Consider the following 18,951-nt stretch of genomic DNA (forward strand, 5'->3'; position numbering starts at 1 on the left):
GAGTGAGCTTGCGAGCCCCGCAGTCGCGAACGGGAAGGCGACGCCGATGAGTGTTTTCACTGACGAGACCCGGGAGCGGGCGCGCGAGATCATCGCCCGTTACCCGGCGGACCGGTCCCGCTCGGCGTTGCTGCCGCTGCTGCACCTGGTGCAGGCCGAGGAAGGGTACGTCTCCCCGGCCGGGGTCACGTTCTGCGCCGAGGTGCTGGGGTTGAACAAGGCCCAGGTCGGCGCGGTGGCCACCTTCTACACGATGTACAAGCGCAAGCCGACGGGTGACTTCCTGGTCAGCGTCTGCACCAACACCATGTGCAACGTGCTCGGTGGTCAGGAGGTCTACGACACCCTGTCCGAGCACCTGGGCGTCGGGCACGACGAGACCACCGGCGACGGCACGATCACGCTGGAGCACGCCGAGTGCCTGGCGGCGTGCGACTACGGCCCGGTGATGACCGTCAACTACGACTTCTTCGACGGCGTGGACCCGTCGACCGCGGTCGGTGTCGTCGACGAGCTGCGGGCGGGTGGGCGGCCGATGCCGACCCGGGGTGCCCGGCTCTGCACCCTCAAGGAGATGGCGGTGCAGCTCGCCGGTTTCGCCGACGAGCGGGACGGCGCGGTCGCCGACGGCGGGCCGGGCGAGCCGACCCTGCGCGGGCTGCGGCTGGCGCAAGAGCACGGCGTCTCGGTGCCGGGCTTCGACCCGAACACCCCGATCCGGAGCAAGGCGGAGGCGGACAAGGCCGCCGCCGAGGCGAAGGCGAAGGCGGAGGCCGCCAAGCCGGCGCCCGTCGAGGCCAGCGCGGCGCCGGTCAAGGGTGGCGACGGGGCTTCCGCCCCGACCGGGGCGGCCGAGCCGGCCAAGCCCGCGGATGCCACCGGCAGCACCACGCGGGACGTGAAGGCACCGGACGACAAGTCGCCGCAGGTGCGTACCGCCGAGACCCGGCAGCCGGACGCGGGCACGGCGGTGCCGGACGCCCCGGGCACCAAGGTCCCGGCGGACAGCACCGCGTCCGAGCCGCGCGACGCACGGTCGGCCGAGGCCGCCGGTGTGGCGGCCAACCCGCCGGCCGGCGACGGCAAGCCCGCCGGCGACGAGGCCGGGGCGCAGGAGCGCAACCTCACCGAAGCGAAGGCTGGTACGGACGCCGACGGCGCCGGACCGGCGGACGCGAACGAAACGGGGGCACAGAAGTGACCACTCCCCGCCCGGAGACCGTGGCCAAGCTGACGCCGGTGCTGACCAAGCGCTGGCTGTCGCCGGATGCGTGGCGCATCGGCACGTACGAGCAGCTCGACGGCTACGCCGCCCTGCGTAAGGCGCTCAAGGCCCACCCGGACGACCTGATCCAGCTGATCAAGGATTCCGGGCTGCGCGGGCGCGGTGGCGCCGGCTTCCCGACCGGCCTCAAGTGGGGCTTCATCCCCCAGGGCGACGGCAAGCCGCACTACCTGGTGGTCAACGCCGACGAGGGCGAGCCGGGCACCTGCAAGGACCTGCCGCTGATGACCCACGACCCGCACGCGCTGGTCGAGGGCGTGATCATCGCGTCGTACGCGATCCGGGCCAGCCGCGCCTACATCTACATCCGGGGCGAGGCGGTGCACGCCGCGCGTCGGCTGCGCAACGCCGTCCAGGAGGCGTACGACAAGGGCTACCTGGGCCGCAACATCCTGCGCAGCGGCTACGACCTGGAGCTGGTGGTGCACTCCGGCGCCGGGGCGTACATCTGCGGCGAGGAGACGGCGCTGCTGGACTCGCTTGAGGGTTTCCGGGGTCAGCCCCGGCTGCGCCCGCCGTTCCCGGCCACCCACGGCCTGTACGCGAGCCCGACGGTGGTGAACAACGTCGGCACCATCGCCAGCGTGCCGCCGATCGTGCTCGGTGGGGCCGACTGGTGGAAGTCCATGGGCACCGAGAAGTCCTCCGGGCCGATGATCTACTCGCTGTCCGGCCGGATCGTCAACCCGGGTCAGTACGAGTGCTCGATGGGCGTCACGCTGCGCGACCTGCTGGAACTGGCCGGTGGCATGCAGCCTGGTCACAACCTGCGGTTCTGGACCCCGGGTGGCTCGTCCACCCCGCTGCTCGCCGCCGAGCACCTGGACGTGCCACTGGACTTCGAGGGCGTGGCGGCGGCCGGCTCGATCCTCGGCACCACGGCCACCCAGATCTTCTCCGACCAGGACTGCCCGGTCTACGCGACGTACCGGTGGCTGGAGTTCTACCACCACGAGTCGTGCGGCAAGTGCACCCCGTGCCGGGAGGGCAACTACTGGATGGTCCGGGTCTACCGGCGGATCCTCGCCGGTCAGGGCACCCACGAGGACCTGGACACCCTGCTGGACACCTGCGACAACATCCTCGGCCGCTCGTTCTGCGGCCTGGGTGACGGCGCCACCAGCTCGGTGACCTCCTCACTGAAGTACTTCAAGCAGGACTACCTCGACTACATCGAGGGACGGACCGCACCGAAGCTGTCAGAGAAGACCCTGGTAGGGGCGCACTGATGACTGATGTAGCAAAGAAGACCGAGACCGTCACCCTCACCATCGACGGCGTCGAGGTCACCGCCCCCAAGGGGGCGCTGCTGATCCGGGCCGCCGAGCAGATGGGCACCGAGATCCCCCGGTTCTGCGACCACCCGCTGCTGGCCCCGGCCGGCGCGTGCCGGCAGTGCCTGGTCGAGGTGGAGGGCCAGCGCAAGCCGGTGGCTTCCTGCACCCAGACCGTCGCCGACGGCATGGTCGTCCGGACCCAGCTCACCTCGCCGGTCGCCAAGAAGGCGCAGGAGGGGGTGATGGAGCTGCTGCTGCTCAACCACCCGCTGGACTGCCCGATGTGTGACAAGGGCGGCGAGTGCCCGCTCCAGAACCAGGCGATGTCCACCGGTCGCACCGACTCGCGCTTCCACGAGCACAAGCGGGAGTACGAGAAGCCGATGGCGATCAGCAGCCAGGTGCTGCTGGACCGCGAGCGTTGTGTCCTCTGCCAGCGGTGCACCCGGTTCTCCGAGGAGATCGCCGGCGACAAGTTCATCGACCTGATGGGCCGGTCGTCCGCCGAAGAGATCAACATCTACCGGGACGACGCGTACGGCGAGGAGGGCGACGAGGGCGACGTTCCGTTCAACTCCTACTTCTCCGGCAACACCGTGCAGATCTGCCCGGTGGGGGCGCTGACCGGTGCCCAGTACCGGTTCCGGGCCCGCCCGTTCGACCTGGTCTCCAGCCCGAGCGTCTGCGAACACTGCTCGGCCGGCTGCGGGCAGCGCACCGACTGGCGACGCGGCAAGGTGCTGCGCCGGCTGGCCGGCGACGAGCCGCAGGTCAACGAGGAGTGGAACTGCGACAAGGGTCGGTGGGGCTTCCAGTACACCCGCGCCACCGATCGGCTGACCACCCCGCTGGTTCGCGACGAGCGCACCGGTGAGCTGCGCGAGGCGTCCTGGAGCGAGGCGCTCACCGTGGCCGCCGAGGGGCTGCACGCCGCTCGCGAGGGTGGCCAGGGCACGGCGGTTCTCACCGGCGGCCGGCTGACCGTCGAGGACGCGTACGCGTACGCGAAGTTCGCCCGGGTCGCCCTGAACACCAACGACATCGACTTCCGGGCCCGGCCGGTCTCCCGCGAGGAGGCCGACTTCCTGGCCAGCTCGGTCGCCGGGGTCACCGACGTCACCTACACCGACGTGGAGAACGCGCCGGCGGTGGTGCTCGTCGGCCTGGAGCCGGAGGAGGAGTGCCCGATCCTCTTCCTGCGGCTGCGCAAGGCGTACCTGAAGAAGACCCTGACGGTGTACGCGCTGGCACCGTTCGCCACCCGCGGCCTGGAGAAGCTCGGCGCGAAGCTGGCCCGGGTCGTGCCGGGCGAGGAGGCCAGCGTGCTCGCCGAGCACGCCACGGTCGACGAGGCGCTGAGCGCACCGGGCGCGATCCTGATCGTCGGCGAGCGGCTGGCAAGTGTGCCGGGCGGGCTCTCCGCCGCGGCGGACGTGGCCCGGCGTACCGGTGCGAAGCTGGCCTGGGTGCCGCGGCGCGCGGGTGACCGCGGCGCCGTCGACGCGGGCTGCCTGCCCAACCTGCTCCCCGGTGGACGGCTGGTCAACGAACCGGCCGCCCGCGCCGAGCTGGGTGAGGCGTGGGACATCCCGGCCGGGGTGATCCCGAGCCAGCCCGGTCGGGACACCGACGGCATCCTCAACGCCGCCGCCAACGGGCAGCTAGGTGCGCTTGTCGTCGGCGGGGTCGACCCGGCCGATCTGGCCGACCCGCGACTGGCCGAGGCCGCTCTGGACACGGTGCCGTTCCTGGTCAGCCTGGAGCTGCGCCCCACCGCGGTGACCCGGCGGGCGAACGTGGTGCTGCCGGTCGCCCCGGTGGCCGAGAAGGCCGGCAGCTTCCTGGACTGGGAGGGTCGGCTGCGCCCGTTCGAGGCGGTGCTGACGACTGCGGCGATGACCGACGGTCGGGTGCTCGACGCGCTGGCCGCGCTGCTCGACGTGCGGCTCGGCACCGCTGACGTGCCGAGCGTGCGTCGCGAGTTGGGCGCGCTGCCGGCGACGCGTACGTCGCGACCGTCCGCGCCGTCGGTGGCGCCGGGCCGGGTGCCGCACCCGGGCGACGGGGAGGCCGTGCTGGCCACCTGGCACCAACTGGTGGACCTCGGCAGCCTGACCGAGGGCGACGAGAACCTCGCCGGCACCGCTCGCCCGCCGGTGGTCCGGTTGGGCAAGGGCACCGCCGAGGCGCTCGGTGTGGTCGACGGTGACGCGGTCACGGTCGGCACCGACCGGGGGGCGCTGACCCTGCCGGCCGAGCTCACCGAGATGCCGGACGGCGTGGTCTGGCTGCCGACCAACTCACCCGGCTCGACCGTGCGGCGCAGCCTCGGGGCGACGTCCGGCGCGGTCGTCCGGATCTCCGTCCCCGCGACGGGAACGGCCATCCCGGCCGGACGCGTGGCGGCCGACGAGACCGGTCTCCCGCTCCTCAACTCCGGGGGTAACCAGTGACTCCGTCAATCCTGGCCCAGGATCCGACGCTTGCCGATTTCGGCCGGGATCCGTGGTGGCTGGTTCTCGGCAAGATCGTCTTCGCGTTCGCCTTCGGTCTGCTGGCCACCCTGCTCGGTGTCTGGTTCGAGCGGCGCGTCGTCGGTTACATGCAGGTGCGGCCTGGCCCCAACCAGGTCGGTCCGTTCGGCCTGCTGCAGACCCTCGCCGACGGCCTGAAGATGGCCTTCAAGGAGGACATCCTGCCGAAGGCGGCCGACAAGGTCGTCTACTTCTTCGCCCCGACCATCTCGGTGATCTGCGCGGTCACCGCCCTGTCGGTGGTGCCGTTCGGCCCGATGGTGAGCATCTTCGGCCACCACACGCCGTTGCAGGTCACCGACGTGCCGGTGGCGGTGCTGCTGCTGCTGGCCTGCTCGTCGATGGGCGTCTACGGCATCGTGCTCGGCGGCTGGGCCTCCGGTTCGACGTACCCGCTGCTCGGTGGTCTGCGGTCGAGCGCCCAGATGATCTCCTACGAGGTCGCCATGGGCCTGAGCATCGTGGCGGTCTTCATGACCGCCGGCACGATGAGCACCAGCGGGATCGTCGCCGCACAGGGCGACGGCACCGAGCTGAGTGTCTTCGGTCAGACGATCCCGGCGCCGGGCTGGTACGCGATCCTGTTGCTGCCCAGCTTCGTCATCTTCTTCATCGCCACCGTGGGTGAGACCAACCGGGCGCCGTTCGACCTGCCCGAGGCCGAGTCCGAGCTGGTCGCGGGATTCATGACGGAGTACAGCTCGCTGAAGTTCGCGCTCTTCATGCTCAGTGAGTACGTCGCGATGGTGACCATGTCCGCGGTCACCACCACGCTGTTCCTCGGCGGTTGGCGTGCACCCTGGCCGATCACGCTGTGGGAGGGCGCCAACTCCGGTTGGTGGCCGATGCTCTGGTTCTTCGGCAAGGTGATCGCGCTGGTCTTCGTGTTCGTGTGGCTGCGCGGCACGCTGCCCCGCCTGCGCTACGACCAGTTCATGCGCCTCGGTTGGAAGGTGCTGCTGCCGATCAACCTGGTCTGGATCCTGGTCCTGTCGGGCCTGCGGTCCATCGAGGACTGGGACTCGCGCGGCAAGGTGATCGCGGTCGGCATCCCGGCCGGCATCCTGCTGATCGTCACGATCTTCTGGCCCAGCCGGCGTCCGAAGCCGAAGCCGACGACGCAGGAACAGGTCGACAACCGGCCGTACGGGAGCTTCCCGCTGCCACCGATGGATCTTCAGGTACCACCGAGCCCGCGTATCACGCGCGTGGTCGCCGAGCGGGAGCCGGCCAACATCGTTGCCGGCTCGGACTCCAGGGAGGTGTGACGTGGGCGCGATCACCGGAACGTTCAAGGGATTCGGTGTCACCTTCTCGCACATGTTCAGGAAGGTCGTCACGACCGACTACCCGTTCAAGCCGCCGGTGTCGGCGCCGCGCTACCACGGGCGGCACATCCTCAACCGGCACCCGGACGGCCTGGAGAAGTGCATCGGCTGCGAGCTGTGCGCGTGGGCCTGCCCGGCGGACGCGATCTACGTCGAGGGTGGCGACAACACCGACGAGCAGCGCTTCTCGCCGGGTGAGCGGTACGCCAGCATCTACCAGATCAACTACGCCCGGTGCATCTTCTGCGGACTGTGCATCGAGGCCTGCCCGACCCGGTCGCTCACCATGAGCAACGAGTACGAGCTGGCCCGGGACAACCGGCAGGACCTGATCTTCACCAAGGAGCAGTTGCTCGCGCCGTTGCTGGAGGGCATGGAGCAGCCTCCGCACCCGATGCGCCTCGGTGACAGCGAGAAGGACTACTACGTCGGCGCGTTGGACAACCCGGGCACCTCCGCCGGTGCGGAGACGTCCCCGATGGGTCCGGGCCGCTACCAGGTCGAGGAGCACCCCGGCGTGACGTTCCCGGGCGCCGAGCAGGCCGCCCAGCGCGTCGCGGCCGGCAAGGGAGAGGAAGCATGACCACGTCTACGGTGCTCGCCGCCGCCGGTACGGTGTCCGGCGGCGAGGCGGTCACCTTCTGGATCCTCGCCCCGCTCGCGCTGATCGGCGCGATCGGGATGGTGGCCGCGCGCAACGCCGTGCACTCGGCGCTGTGGCTGGTGCTGACCATGCTCTGTCTGGGCGTGTTCTACGTGCTCCAGGCCGGTCCGTTCATCGGCATGGTGCAGATCATCGTCTACACCGGCGCGATCATGATGCTGTTCCTCTTCGTGCTGATGCTCGTCGGTCGGGACTCGACGGACTCGCTGATCGAGACGCTGCGGGGCCAGCGGGTCGCCGCGATCGTGCTCGGCCTGGGCTTCGCCGGCCTGGTCGCCACCGGCCTCTACCAGGCGCTGGACGGAACCACCGCGGTCGGCCTGGAGCAGGCCAACACGGAGGGGAACGTGCAGGGCATCGCCCGACTGCTGTTCACCAAGTACGTCTTCGCGTTCGAGCTGACCTCGGCACTGCTGATCACCGCGGCGGTCGGTGCGATGGTGCTGGCCCACGTCGAGCGGCGGAAGCAGGACAAGGTCGACCAGGTGTCGACCATGCGGGCGCGCTTCGCCCCGGGCAACTACCCCGGTCCGAAGCCCGGCCCCGGCGTCTTCGCGACCTCCTCGTCGGTGGCCACCCCGGCCCGGCTCCCCGACGGCCGCCTGACCGACCGCAGCACCCCGGCGATCCTCCCGCAGCGCGAGCTGACCGCCGAGGAGACCTCGCTGAAGGGCACGGACAAGTAATGGGATCGTTCTTCTCGGTCGAGCCGACCTACTACCTCGTCCTCGCCGCGGTGTTGTTCACCATCGGCGCCTCCGGGGTGCTGATCCGGCGCAACGCGATCGTGCTGTTCATGTGCGTGGAGCTGATGCTCAACGCGGCCAACCTGACGCTGGTCACCTTCAGCCGGATCAACGGTGATCTCAACGGTCAGATCATGGCGTTCTTCGTGATGGTGGTGGCGGCGGCCGAGGTCGTGGTCGGGCTCGCGATCATCATGTCCATCTTCCGGACGCGACGCTCGGCGAGTGTCGACGACGCCAACCTGCTCAAGTACTAGAGGGGTCCACCGGTGGAAGAGACTGTGGAATACGCCCAGGCCACGGGGCTGCTCGGGGGCGTCTGGCTGCTGGTGGCGATCCCGCTGCTCAGCGCGGCCATCCTGCTGCTGCTCGGCCGCCGGGCCGACCGCTGGGGGCACTGGTTGGGCGTCACCGCCATCGGTGCCGCGTTCGTGCTCGGCCTGACGTTCTTCGTCCAGCTTCGCGGCCTGGAGAACAAGTCGGTCGAGCTGAGCCTCTGGGACTTCATCGCGGTCGGTGATCTGCGGGTCGACTTCGGCCTGCTGTTCGACCCGCTGGCCGCGGTCTTCGTGCTGCTGATCACCGGGGTGGGCTTCCTGATCCACCTGTACGCGGTGGAGTACATGGCACACGACGCGGGCCGTCGCCGGTTCTTCGCGTACTTCAACCTGTTCGTCGCGGCGATGCTGCTGCTGGTGCTCGGCAACAACTACGTGATGTTGTACTTCGGCTGGGAGGGCGTCGGTCTGGCGTCGTACCTGCTGATCTCCTTCTGGACCGAGCGGCCGAGCGCGGCCACCGCCGGCAAGAAGGCGTTCCTGATGAACCGGGTCGGCGACGCCGGCCTGGCCATCGGCATCTTCATCATGTTCGCCACGCTGGGCACCACCCAGTACGACGAGGTGTTCAACGGTGTCGGCGCGCTGACCGGTGCGACCGTGCTGGTCCTCGGTCTGCTGCTGCTGCTCGGTGCGGCCGGCAAGTCCGGTCAGTTCCCGCTCCAGGCGTGGTTGCCGGACGCGATGGAGGGCCCCACCCCGGTGTCGGCGCTCATCCACGCCGCCACCATGGTCACCGCGGGCGTCTACCTGATCGCCCGGTCCAACCCGATCTTCTCCGCCAACTCGACGCTCCAGCTCGTGGTGGTCAGCGTCGGCGCGCTCACCCTGCTGATGGGCTGCATCATCGGCGCGGCCAAGGACGACATCAAGCGGGTGCTCGCCTGGTCGACGGTGAGCCAGATCGGCTACATGTTCCTCGGCGTCGGCCTGGGTGGCGGCGCGTACGCGCTGGCCATCGTGCACCTGCTGGCGCACGGGTTCTTCAAGGCCAACATGTTCCTGGGCGCCGGCTCGGTCATGCACGGGATGAAGGACCAGGTCGACATCCGCCGCTTCGGCGGGTTGTCGACGTACATGAAGGTCACCTGGTTGACGTTCATGATGGGCTGGCTGGCCATCATCGGCATGTTCCCGTTCTCCGGCTTCTTCTCCAAGGAGCCGATCATCGTGGCCGCCTTCGAGCGGGAGGACTGGACCGCCTGGCTCTTCGGCGGTGCGGCGCTGCTCGGCGCGGGGCTCACCGCGTTCTACATGACCCGGCTGTTCGTGCTCACGTTCCACGGCCCGAAGCGCTGGACCGACGACATCGAGCACCCGCACGAGTCGCCGAAGCTGATGACCATTCCGCTGATCCTGCTGGCGGCCGGTTCGGTCGGCGCTGGTTTCCTGCTGTCCACGTCGGTGCCGGACTGGCTGACGGCGACCGCCGGCCTGGGCGGCGAGCACGCGGAGCACGAGGCGGTCCTCTCGCACGCCGTGATCACCACGCTGTCGCTGCTGGTGACCGTGCTCGGCGCGGGGCTGGCCTGGTTCCTGTTCCGGGCCGGTACGGCCACCGCACCGCAGCCGGCCGGGGTGCTGGTCACCGCCGCCCGGCGCAACCTGTACGCGGACGCGGTGAACGAGGCGGTCTTCGAGAAGCCGGGCATCTTCCTCACCCGGGCGCTCGTCTACCTCGACAACCGGGGTATCGACGGGCTGGTCAACGGGCTCGCCGCCGCGGTCGGCGGTGGCTCGGGTCGGCTCCGGCGGATGCAGACCGGCTTCGTCCGCTCGTACGCCACCTCGATCCTGGCCGGTGCGCTGCTGGTGATGGCGGCGTTCCTGGCGGTCCAGGCGGGGTGGCTGGCGTGATCGACCTGTTCCCGGCCGCCCCCGCCGGCGGACCACGCAGTGACGACGGAGGTAAGGCCGCATAATGTCCAACTTCCCGTTCCTCTCGGTGCTCACCGTGGCGCCACTGGTGGGCGCCCTGGTGGTGGCCTTCCTGCCGCGCCATCGGCCGGAGCTGGCCAAGCAGGTGGCGTTCGTCTGGTCACTGCTGGTGCTGGTGCTCTCCGTGGTGATGTGGGTCAGCTTCAAGGCCGACGGTCAGCGGTTCCAGTTCCGCGAGTCGTACTCGTGGATCCCGGACTGGGGCGTCAGCTTCACGTTCGCCGCCGACGGCATCGCGTTGGTGATGCTGATGCTGATCGCGGTGCTGGTGCCGCTGGTGATCCTGGCCTCCTGGCACGACGCGGAGTCGTCGAAGCGGTCGGTGCCTGTCTACTTCGCGCTGCTGCTGGTCCTCGAGTGCACGATGATCGGTGTCTTCGCGGCCGCCGACGTCTTCCTGTTCTACGTGTTCTTCGAGGTCATGCTGGTGCCGATGTACTTCCTGATCGGCAGCTACGGCGGCCACCAGCGGCAGTACGCGGCGGTGAAGTTCTTCCTCTACTCGCTCGTCGGCGGTCTGTTCATGCTGGCCGCCGTGATCGGCTTGTGGGTGGCCGGTGGCAAGACCTTCGACTGGCAGAAGCTGTCGGAGGTCGACATCAGCACCGGCACCGGGCGGTGGCTGTTCCTCGGCTTCTTCCTCGCGTTCGCCATCAAGGCGCCGTTCTTCCCGTTCCACACCTGGTTGCCCGACGCCGGTGGGGCGGCCCCGGCTGGTGCCGCGGCCCTGCTCGTCGGCGTGCTGGACAAGGTCGGCACGTTCGGCATCCTGCGCTACTGCCTGCCGCTGTTCCCGGAGGCGTCGAAGTGGTTCGCGCCGTGGGCGCTGGCGTTGGGCGTGATCGGCATCGTCTACGCCGCGTTGCTGGCGGTCGGTCAGAACGACCTCAAGCGGCTGGTGTCGTACACCTCGATCGCGCACTTCGGGTTCATCGGGGTGGGTATCTTCGCCTTCACCACCCAGGCCGGCACCGGCGCCGTGCTCTACATGCTCAACCACGGCCTGGCCACCGGCCTGCTGTTCCTGGTGGTGGGCATGTTGATCTCCCGGCGGGGTTCCGCGCTGATCAGTGACTTCGGTGGTGCCGGCAAGCTGGTCCCGGTGCTCGCCGGGGTGCTCTTCTTCGCCGGTCTCGCCTCGCTCGCGCTGCCCGGTACGGCGCCGTTCATCTCCGAGTTCCTGGTGCTGATCGGCACCTTCACGGTGAACAAGCCGGTCGCGATCATCGCGACGCTCGGCATCATCCTGGCCGCCGCGTACGTGCTGTGGATGGTGCAGCGCACCACCCAGGGCACTCTCAACCCGACGCTCACCGAGGTCGACGGCATGCGCCGGGACCTCAACCTGCGCGAGAAGGTCGTGGTCGCTCCACTGATCGCCCTGATCGTGCTGCTCGGCTTCTTCCCCAAGCCGGTCACTGACGTGATCAACCCGGCCGTCCAGGCGACCATGGACGACATCGGCAGAACCGACCCGGCCCCGTCGGTCGGCACCGTCCAGGAGGCGGCAAAGTGACCGATTTCAAACTGCCGTCGATCGACTACGCGGCGCTCTCCCCGATTCTGATCATGCTGGGCACGGCCCTGCTCGGCGTGCTCGTCGAGGCCTTCGTGCCCCGACGCTGGCGGCACGTCGTGCAGTTGACGGTGGCGCTGGTGGCGGTGCTCGCGGCGTTGACCATGGTGGTGCTCAACGCCGACGAGCGGATGATCACCGCCGGCCAGGCCCTCGCGATCGACGGTCCGACGCTGTTCCTCCAGGGCGCGATCCTGGTGCTGGCCGCGATGGCGCTGCTGCTGATCGGTGACCGCTCGGTCGAGTTGGGTGGGGCGTTCGTCGCCCAGGCCGCGGTGACCGCCGAGTCGGCCGACGACCGGCGGCAGGCCGAGGGGCGCAACGGTCTGACCGAGGTCTACCCGCTGACCACGTTCGCGATCGGCGGCATGCTGATCTTCGTGGCGGCGAACGACCTGCTGACCATGTTCATCGCGCTGGAAGTCTTCTCGCTGCCGCTCTACCTGCTCTGCGCGCTGGCCCGTCGTCGCCGCCTGCTGAGTCAGGAGGCCGCGATGAAGTACTTCCTGCTCGGCGCGTACGCCTCCGCCTTCTTCCTGTTCGGGGTGGCCCTGATCTACGGCTTCACCGCCGGTACGCCGGGCCGGGTGGCCGGCGTCGACTTCGCCACCATCAACGCGGCGGTGAGCGAGTCGCCGTCCAGCCAGGTGCTGCTCTTCGCCGGCATGGCGCTGCTCGCCATCGGCCTGCTCTTCAAGGCCGCGGCGGCACCGTTCCACGTCTGGACCCCGGACGTCTACCAGGGCGCCCCGACGCCGGTCACCGGTTTCATGGCGGCCTGCACCAAGGTCGCCGCGTTCGGTGCCCTGCTGCGTGTCTTCCACGTCGCGTTCGCCGACGCCAACTGGGACTTCACCCCGGTCCTCGGTGTGGTGGCGGTGCTGACCATGCTGATCGGCGCGGTCCTCGCGGTCACCCAGACCGACATCAAGCGGCTGCTCGCGTACTCCTCGATCGCCAACGCCGGCTACCTGCTGGTCGGTGTGCTGGCGCCGAGCCGCGACGGGCTGGCCGGCACGATGTTCTACCTGGTCGCGTACGGTTTCTCGGTGCTGGCCGCGTTCGCGGTGGTGACCCTGGTGCGCGACGCCGACGGGGAGGCCACCCACCTGTCCCGGTGGGCCGGGTTGGGCCGCCGCTCGCCGTTCTTCGCCGCCCTGTTCACCTTCATCCTGCTGGCCTTCGCCGGTATCCCGCTGACCAGCGGCTTCATGAGCAAGTTCGCGGTCTTCGGGCCGGCGCTGGAGGGTGGTCAGACCTGGCTGGTGATCGCCGGTGTGCTGACCAGCATGGTGCTGGCGTTCCCGTACCTGCGGGTCGTGGTGATGATGTGGCTGTCCGAACCGGGCGAGTCCACCCCGACCGTCACCGTGCCCGGTGGGCTCACCTCCGCCGCGTTGATGATCGGGGTACTGGCGACCCTGGTGCTGGGTGTCGCCCCGGCGCCGCTGCTCGAGTTGGCCACCGGAGCTGCCGAATTCGTTCGATGACCGAGGGAACGATCACCGGGGGTTGGCGCGTGTTCACGGGCCGGCCCCCGGTGCGTATCCCCGGCCCGGAGCAGGTAGAACGGGTGTGGCATGGTTGATAGCGTGGTGAATCCGGCGGGCGAGCGTTCAGGTTCCTCCGGCTCCGGCGGTCGGCGGGGTCGGGCGAGCACGAGTCAGTTCGGCGCGCTCGGCCTCCATCTCGCCGATCCCCACGTCGAGGCGTCCGTGCTCGGTGTGCTGGACATGGTCGAGGTCGAGTTGCGGGCCAGTGTGGCGAGCACCGACCCGTTCGTCACCGAGGCTGCCCGGCACCTGCTGGAAGCCGGCGGGAAGCGCTTCCGGCCGCTGCTGGTGGCCCTCGGCGCCCAGTTCGGCGACCCCAGCGGCGCGCAGGTGGTCCCGGCCGCCGTGGTGATGGAGCTCACGCACCTCGCCACCCTCTACCACGACGACGTGATGGACGAGGCTGCCGTCCGTCGGGGCGCGCCGAGTGCGAACTCCCGCTGGACCAACTCCGTCGCCATCCTGGTCGGCGACTACCTCTTCGCCCGGGCGGCGGACATCGCCGCCGATCTGGGCCCGGAGGCGGTCCGGTTGCAGGCGCGCACCTTCGCCCGGCTCGTGCACGGTCAGATCGCGGAGACCGTCGGTCCGCGCGTCGACGACGATCCGGTGACCCACTACCTGCACGTGATCGCCGAGAAGACCGGCTCGCTCATCGCCACGTCGGCCCGGTTCGGCGGGATGTTCGGTGGCGCCCCCGCGGAGCACGTGGAGGCGCTCGCCGGGTACGGCGAGACGATCGGCGTCGCCTTCCAGCTCTCCGACGACCTGCTGGACATCGCCTCCGAGTCGGGTCAGTCGGGCAAGACGCCCGGCACCGACCTGCGCGAGGGTGTCCCGACGTTGCCGGTGCTCTACGCGCGCGCAGCGGACGACGCCGACGCGTCCTCGGTGCGGCTGCGGGAGATCCTGGCGACCGGCCCGCTGACCGACGACGCGCTGCACGCGGAGGCGTTGGGGCTCCTGCGGGAGAGCCCGGCGCTCAAGCGCGCCCGGGAGACCGTTCGCAGCTACGCCGAGGACGCCCGCGCGCGCCTGGACCCACTTCCGCAGGGTCCGTCCCGGCAGGCCCTCGAATCGCTCTGCGACTACATCGCCGACCGCACCAGCTGACCCCTGCGGTCCGCACCCCAGCACCTCCGCCGCTCGGCGGCGGTCATGAGGTTATCGCCGCAACACGCCGTGTGATCCGACGACAACGTCATGATCACGGCGGGGTGGGGCGGGCCAACAGGCGACCGCCGACGAGCATGAGAGCGGCGGCGAGCAGCATCGCCACGGACGCCGTTGTCCACATCGCGGAGTAGCCGAGGTGGGCGGCGAGTGGGCCGAGGCTCAGCGGGCCGAGACAGCCGCCCGCGTACACCCCGGTCTGGGTGATCGAGGTGGCGGTGGCCGGTGACTGCGGGTGGAGCCGGACCACCGCGAAGTTCATCAGGCCGGGCCAGGCCCAACCCAGGCCGAAGCCGAGCACCACGCCGGCCACCAGCGGCACCGAGCCGGTCGCCGCGAGCAGGGCCAACCCGGCCGCGCCGACGACCAGCATCGCGGCGATGAGGGCGACGTGACCGGTGTCGCGCCGATCGGCAAACCAGCCGGCACCCACCCGGGCCACCATGCAGACCGTGCCGCCCAGGGTCAGGGTGAGGCCGGCGATGCCGGGCGAGAGGCCCCGAGCCGCAGCGGAGTCCACCAGGAAGGTGCCCAGCGTGTTGGCGGCGGCCGCGGCCAACGTCGCCGCCGCGCCGATCACCACGAGCGCCACCGTCGCCCGACCCGCGCGTGCCGCGTCGGCCCGCCGCGCCGGTCCGGGCAACTGCCGGGGTACGGCGGGCAGCGTCGTCAGCGCGGCCACGGCGGCCGCCACGAACGCCCAGCGCCAGCCCACGGTGAGCGCGAAGGCCGGCACCGCCGCTCCGGCCAGCAGGGTGGAGGCGGGGATGGCGGCCTGTTTGACGCCGAACGACAGCCCTTGACGTCGGGCCGGCACGTGCTGGGCCAACGCCGCGTTGCTGGCCAACTGGCCGAGCGCGTTCGCGGCGGCGCTGAGCGCCAGCAGGCCGACGAGCGTCGGGTACGACCGGGCGAGGGCGGCCACGGCCAGCATCGACCCGGCGGCCAGCAGGATGCCGCAGCGGGCCACCAGGGCCGGCCCGTACCGCTCGACCAGCCGGCCGGAGGGTACCGAGGTCAGCGCGCTGACCCCGAAGTAGACGGCCACGGCCAGGCCGAGGCCGGCGGGGGAGAAGCCGAGGTCCGCGCCCATCTGCACGGCGAGACCACCGAGCAGGAACACGGGCAGTACGCAGGCCACGGTGGTGACGACTGCGCCGGCGCTGGCCCGGACCGGGCGGGGTCGGGCGATGGTCGGGTCGGAGGTGGAGACGGTGTTGGTCATCGTCCGGCAAAGCTACGTGAACCCTACTCAAGCAACTCATGGTGACCACCGGGGTACACGCTGTTGGTGATGATCTGGCATCCTCCACCCGAACAGGCATTTCGCACTGGGCCTGTTTTTCATATGGTGTAAGTCCCCGGCGGCGGAGGTGGTTGTGCGCGACCCCTTGGCAGAACCTTCGGATCTGATCCGCAGCGTGTCCCGAGCGCTGCGGGTGTTGGAGTCGGTAGGTCGTGCCCCGAAAGGCCTGACCGTCAAGCAGATCGCCCGGCGGTGTGAGCTGACGGTGGCCACCACCTACCACCTGGTCCGCACGCTCGCCTACGAGGGTTACGTGATTCGTCGCGAGGACGGCACGTACATCGTGGGGTTGGAGGTGGCCGACCGGTACCGGGAGTTGGTCACGGCGTTCCGCGGCCCGCCGGTGGTCGGTGAGACGCTGCGGCGGGCCGCTCTGGACACCGGCTACAGCCACTTCCTGGGTCGCTTCGTCGGCGGACAGGTGGCCCTCACGGCGGTCGCCGAGGGGCACCGCTCGCCCTATCTGGAGGATCTGGTCCCCGGCTTCGACGAGGGGGCGCACGCGACGGCTCTCGGCAAGTCACTGCTCGCCACCCTGACCGTCGATCAGCGCTACCGCTATCTGCGGGAGTACGGCATGCGCCCGTTCACCAGCGCCACGCTGACCACCAGCGAGGCGTTCGAGGCCGACCTGGCCGCCGGCGACCGGCGTGGCATGCAACTGGAGATGGGGCAGTTCCGCCAGGGGGTGGCGTGTGCGGCGGTGCTCGTCGCGCCGGACAAGGACATGGAACGCCGGGTCGTGCTGGCCTGCGCGTTGCCGGCCAGCGAGATGATGACCTCCGCCCGGGTGGTCCGCGCCAAACTGCTCACCGTCGCCCGCAGCGTCGCCGACGGCATCGCCGGCGACATCTGACCCCCGACGGCGAGAGGCCCTCTCCCGGGCTGGGAGAGGGCCTCTCGTGGCGGTCCAGCGCCGGACCCGCCGTGAGTGACGTTCAGCGATCCACCGACCGTGGCGGCACCGTCAGCTGCCCACCGGGCCGCCGTCGAGACGCCAGGTGACCACCACGCCCGGCTTGGCGTAGTCGCCGTCGGGCCAGTTCGAGGCCGGGTTCTCCACCGAGGCGCCGGTGATCTCGCCCGGGTGCTGCACGGCGACGAAGACCGAGCGGTTGTCGCCGGTGATGAACGGGCCGCAGGTCTCCGCGCCGAGCGGCACGGTCAGGAACTGCTTGAGGTGACCCCGCTCCGGGCCCTCGACGGCGGTGGCGAAGAGGCCGTCGTTGCTGCCCAGCGCGTTACCGTCGGTGGAGATCCACAGGTTGCCGGTGGCGTCGAAGGCGACGTTGTCCGGGCAGGAGATCGGGGAGACCCTGGTCTTGTCGTACCCGGCGAAGAAGGTCGACGGGTCGGTCGGGTCGCCGCAGACGATGGGCAGCGACCAGGCGAACGTCTCCGCGGTGTTGTCGTTGCGGTCCTCGACCAGCTCCAGGATCTGCCCGTGCTTGTTGGCGTTGCGCGGGTTGGCCTCGTCCGCCGCGGCCTTGCCGGCCTTACCGCGGTCGGTGTTGTTGGTGAGCGCCACGTACACCTTGCCGGTGAGCTGACTCGGCTCCACGTCCTCGGGGCGGTCCATCTTGGTCGCGCCGACCTTGTCGCCGGCCAGCCGGGTGAAGGTGAGGACGTCCGCGGCGGTCATTCCGTCGACGAACGACCGGTTGCCGCTGACCAGCTTGATCCAGCGCCCCCGGCCGTTGAACGCGCCGTCGGTGGGAAGTTGGCCCGAGCCGTCGATCTCGGCGGCGCTGGTCTGGTCGAGCTTCGCCACGTAGAGCGTGCCGGACTCCAGCAGGCTCAGGTTGTGCTTGCGGGCGGCCCAGGAGTTGCCCTTGAGGAACTTCTGGTCCGAGACGAACTTGTAGAGGTAGTCGAAACGCTCGTCGTCGCCCATGTACGCGACCACGTGGCCGTCCTTCGCGACGATCACGTTCGCGCCCTCGTGCTTGAACCGGCCCATCGCGGTGTGCTTGCGGGGGCGGCTCTCCGGGTCGAACGGGTCGATCTCCACGACCCAGCCGAACCGGTGCGCCTCGTTGGGGTGCTTGGCCAGGTCGAAGCGCTCGTCGGCGCGCTCCCACTTGCGGCTGCCGCTGGGATAGCGGCTCGCGGTGCCGATGCCGTAGCGGTCCAGCTTCGGCTTCAGCTCGGCCGGCGCGGCGTCGGCGCCCACGAAGTACTGGTTGAAGTTCTCCTCACCGGAGAGCACCGTGCCCCACGGGGTCACGCCACCGGCGCAGTTGTTGAGCGTGCCGACGACCGTACGACCCTTGGGGTCGGCGGCGGTCCGCAGCCAGGCCGAACCGGCGGCCGGGCCGGTCAGGTCGAACCTGGTGCTGAGCGCGGTGACCCGCCGGTTGTACGGCCTCCGACCGGAGTCGACAGGCTTCCACTGCCCGGTGCCCGCGACCCGCTCCAACTCCACCACCGACATGCCGTGCGCGGCCATGGCGGTGCGGAGCTGCTCGACGGAGAGCCCGTCCAGGCCGGGGAAGCCCGGGAACATCAGGTCCTCGTTGGTGTACTCGTGGTTGACCACGAGCAGCGCCCGCTTGCCCTGCTTGTCCAGCGGCAGCACGCCGACGAAGTCGTTGTTGTAACCGAACTGCTTGGACTGCGCCGCGGCGGTCTGGTGGTGCAGGTCGAACTCGGGCGCGCCCGGCAGCACCGGGTCACCCCACTTGATCACCACGGCGTGGTCGTAGCCGTTCGGGACGACCAGGGTGTCCAACTTGTTCGGTGGGATCGGCTTGAAGGTCAGCGCGCCGGTGCCGACCCCGGTGCTGGGCCGGCCGAAACCGAAGGACTCCGGGACGTCCGGGGTGGCGGGGGCAGCCAGGGCCGGGGCCGCACCGGCAGCCGCGCCGCCGAAGCCCAGGACCAGCGCGCCGACCGCGCCGGCCCGGACCACGCCGCGCCGCGAGACCTCCGCGTTCACCACGTCTCCGAAGTACGCGTTGTCGGAGGTGTTCGGTACCGGGTGGTCACAGGCGTTTCCGCAGCGGTACAGACAGGTCATGGCGTCACGGGTGCCATGGCGGGTGCCGGTCAACAGGGGGAGCAGCCGGGGGCGGTCGCTCATGGGGGAAGCCTCCAGAGAAGTCGGTGGCACGGCAGGCGGCGTACCAGGCGGACGCTAGGAGGACGTGGTGAGCACCCGTCGGCCACGATGTGAACCGGCCGTGAACACCTGTGCGGGCGGCTACCGCACATAACCGGTCTGACCTCGGGCT

At 70.2% G+C, this 18,951-nt stretch carries 14 protein-coding genes; 12 read left to right on the forward strand and 2 right to left on the reverse strand.

Features of this window, described 5'->3' with window-relative positions; all coding sequences use genetic code 11:
• The first annotated feature begins 46 nt into the window (after positions 1-46).
• From nuoE to AB0A90_RS23320, 11 genes are all read left to right on the forward strand, one after another.
• Entirely contained in the window at positions 47-1,201 is a 1,155-nt protein-coding gene (gene nuoE / locus AB0A90_RS23270; RefSeq protein WP_357251503.1) for an NADH-quinone oxidoreductase subunit NuoE, read from the forward strand.
• The gene (gene nuoF, locus AB0A90_RS23275) at positions 1,198-2,514 is read left to right on the forward strand and encodes an NADH-quinone oxidoreductase subunit NuoF (RefSeq protein ID WP_357251506.1); all 1,317 of its coding nucleotides are present in this window, start codon (positions 1,198-1,200) and stop codon (positions 2,512-2,514) included. The genes nuoE and nuoF overlap by 4 nt, the downstream gene beginning before the upstream one ends.
• Positions 2,514-5,015 (forward strand): NADH-quinone oxidoreductase subunit G, encoded by a 2,502-nt coding sequence (locus AB0A90_RS23280; RefSeq protein WP_357251508.1) that lies wholly within the window; start codon positions 2,514-2,516, stop codon positions 5,013-5,015. The genes nuoF and AB0A90_RS23280 overlap by 1 nt, the downstream gene beginning before the upstream one ends.
• The gene (gene nuoH, locus AB0A90_RS23285; RefSeq protein WP_357251511.1) at positions 5,012-6,364 is read left to right on the forward strand and encodes an NADH-quinone oxidoreductase subunit NuoH; all 1,353 of its coding nucleotides are present in this window, start codon (positions 5,012-5,014) and stop codon (positions 6,362-6,364) included. The genes AB0A90_RS23280 and nuoH overlap by 4 nt, the downstream gene beginning before the upstream one ends.
• A 1-nt stretch (position 6,365) precedes the next feature.
• The gene (gene nuoI / locus AB0A90_RS23290; RefSeq protein WP_112585694.1) at positions 6,366-7,007 is read left to right on the forward strand and encodes an NADH-quinone oxidoreductase subunit NuoI; all 642 of its coding nucleotides are present in this window, start codon (positions 6,366-6,368) and stop codon (positions 7,005-7,007) included.
• Positions 7,004-7,774, forward strand: a complete 771-nt coding sequence (locus tag AB0A90_RS23295; RefSeq protein ID WP_357251515.1) for an NADH-quinone oxidoreductase subunit J — start codon at positions 7,004-7,006, stop codon at positions 7,772-7,774. The genes nuoI and AB0A90_RS23295 overlap by 4 nt, the downstream gene beginning before the upstream one ends.
• Entirely contained in the window at positions 7,774-8,091 is a 318-nt protein-coding gene (gene nuoK, locus AB0A90_RS23300; protein WP_357251518.1) for an NADH-quinone oxidoreductase subunit NuoK, read from the forward strand. The genes AB0A90_RS23295 and nuoK overlap by 1 nt, the downstream gene beginning before the upstream one ends.
• 12 nt (positions 8,092-8,103) lie before the next feature.
• Positions 8,104-10,029: an NADH-quinone oxidoreductase subunit L gene (nuoL, locus tag AB0A90_RS23305; protein WP_357251521.1), complete on the forward strand. Its 1,926-nt coding sequence runs from the start codon at positions 8,104-8,106 to the stop codon at positions 10,027-10,029.
• A 64-nt stretch (positions 10,030-10,093) separates the two neighbouring features.
• Positions 10,094-11,626 carry an NADH-quinone oxidoreductase subunit M gene (locus AB0A90_RS23310; RefSeq protein WP_357251524.1) on the forward strand — a complete coding sequence of 511 codons (1,533 nt, stop codon included), beginning with the start codon at positions 10,094-10,096 and terminating at the stop codon, positions 11,624-11,626.
• Positions 11,623-13,176, forward strand: coding sequence for an NADH-quinone oxidoreductase subunit NuoN (nuoN, locus tag AB0A90_RS23315; RefSeq protein WP_357251526.1), 1,554 nt, complete (start codon positions 11,623-11,625; stop codon positions 13,174-13,176). Before AB0A90_RS23310 ends, nuoN begins: the two co-directional genes overlap by 4 nt.
• A 90-nt stretch (positions 13,177-13,266) precedes the next feature.
• Positions 13,267-14,352, forward strand: a complete 1,086-nt coding sequence (locus AB0A90_RS23320) for a polyprenyl synthetase family protein (RefSeq protein ID WP_357251529.1) — start codon at positions 13,267-13,269, stop codon at positions 14,350-14,352.
• A 94-nt stretch (positions 14,353-14,446) separates the two neighbouring features.
• Here the strand turns inward: AB0A90_RS23320 and AB0A90_RS23325 are convergent, their stop codons facing one another.
• Positions 14,447-15,637: an MFS transporter gene (locus AB0A90_RS23325; protein WP_357251531.1), complete on the reverse strand. Its 1,191-nt coding sequence runs from the start codon at positions 15,635-15,637 to the stop codon at positions 14,447-14,449.
• Between the two features lie 154 nt (positions 15,638-15,791).
• Here AB0A90_RS23325 and AB0A90_RS23330 point away from each other — a divergent pair, with 154 nt between their 5' ends.
• On the forward strand, positions 15,792-16,574 hold the full coding sequence (locus AB0A90_RS23330) for an IclR family transcriptional regulator C-terminal domain-containing protein (protein WP_357251534.1): 783 nt from the start codon (positions 15,792-15,794) through the stop codon (positions 16,572-16,574).
• A 111-nt stretch (positions 16,575-16,685) separates the two neighbouring features.
• Here AB0A90_RS23330 and AB0A90_RS23335 read toward each other — a convergent pair whose 3' ends face one another.
• A complete protein-coding gene (locus AB0A90_RS23335; RefSeq protein ID WP_357251537.1) occupies positions 16,686-18,800 on the reverse strand; it encodes a PhoX family phosphatase in 2,115 nt (704 codons plus the stop codon).
• Positions 18,801-18,951: the final 151 nt, after the last annotated feature.

Source organism: Micromonospora sp. NPDC049204 (assembly GCF_040647935.1).
Lineage (GTDB): Bacteria > Actinomycetota > Actinomycetes > Mycobacteriales > Micromonosporaceae > Micromonospora.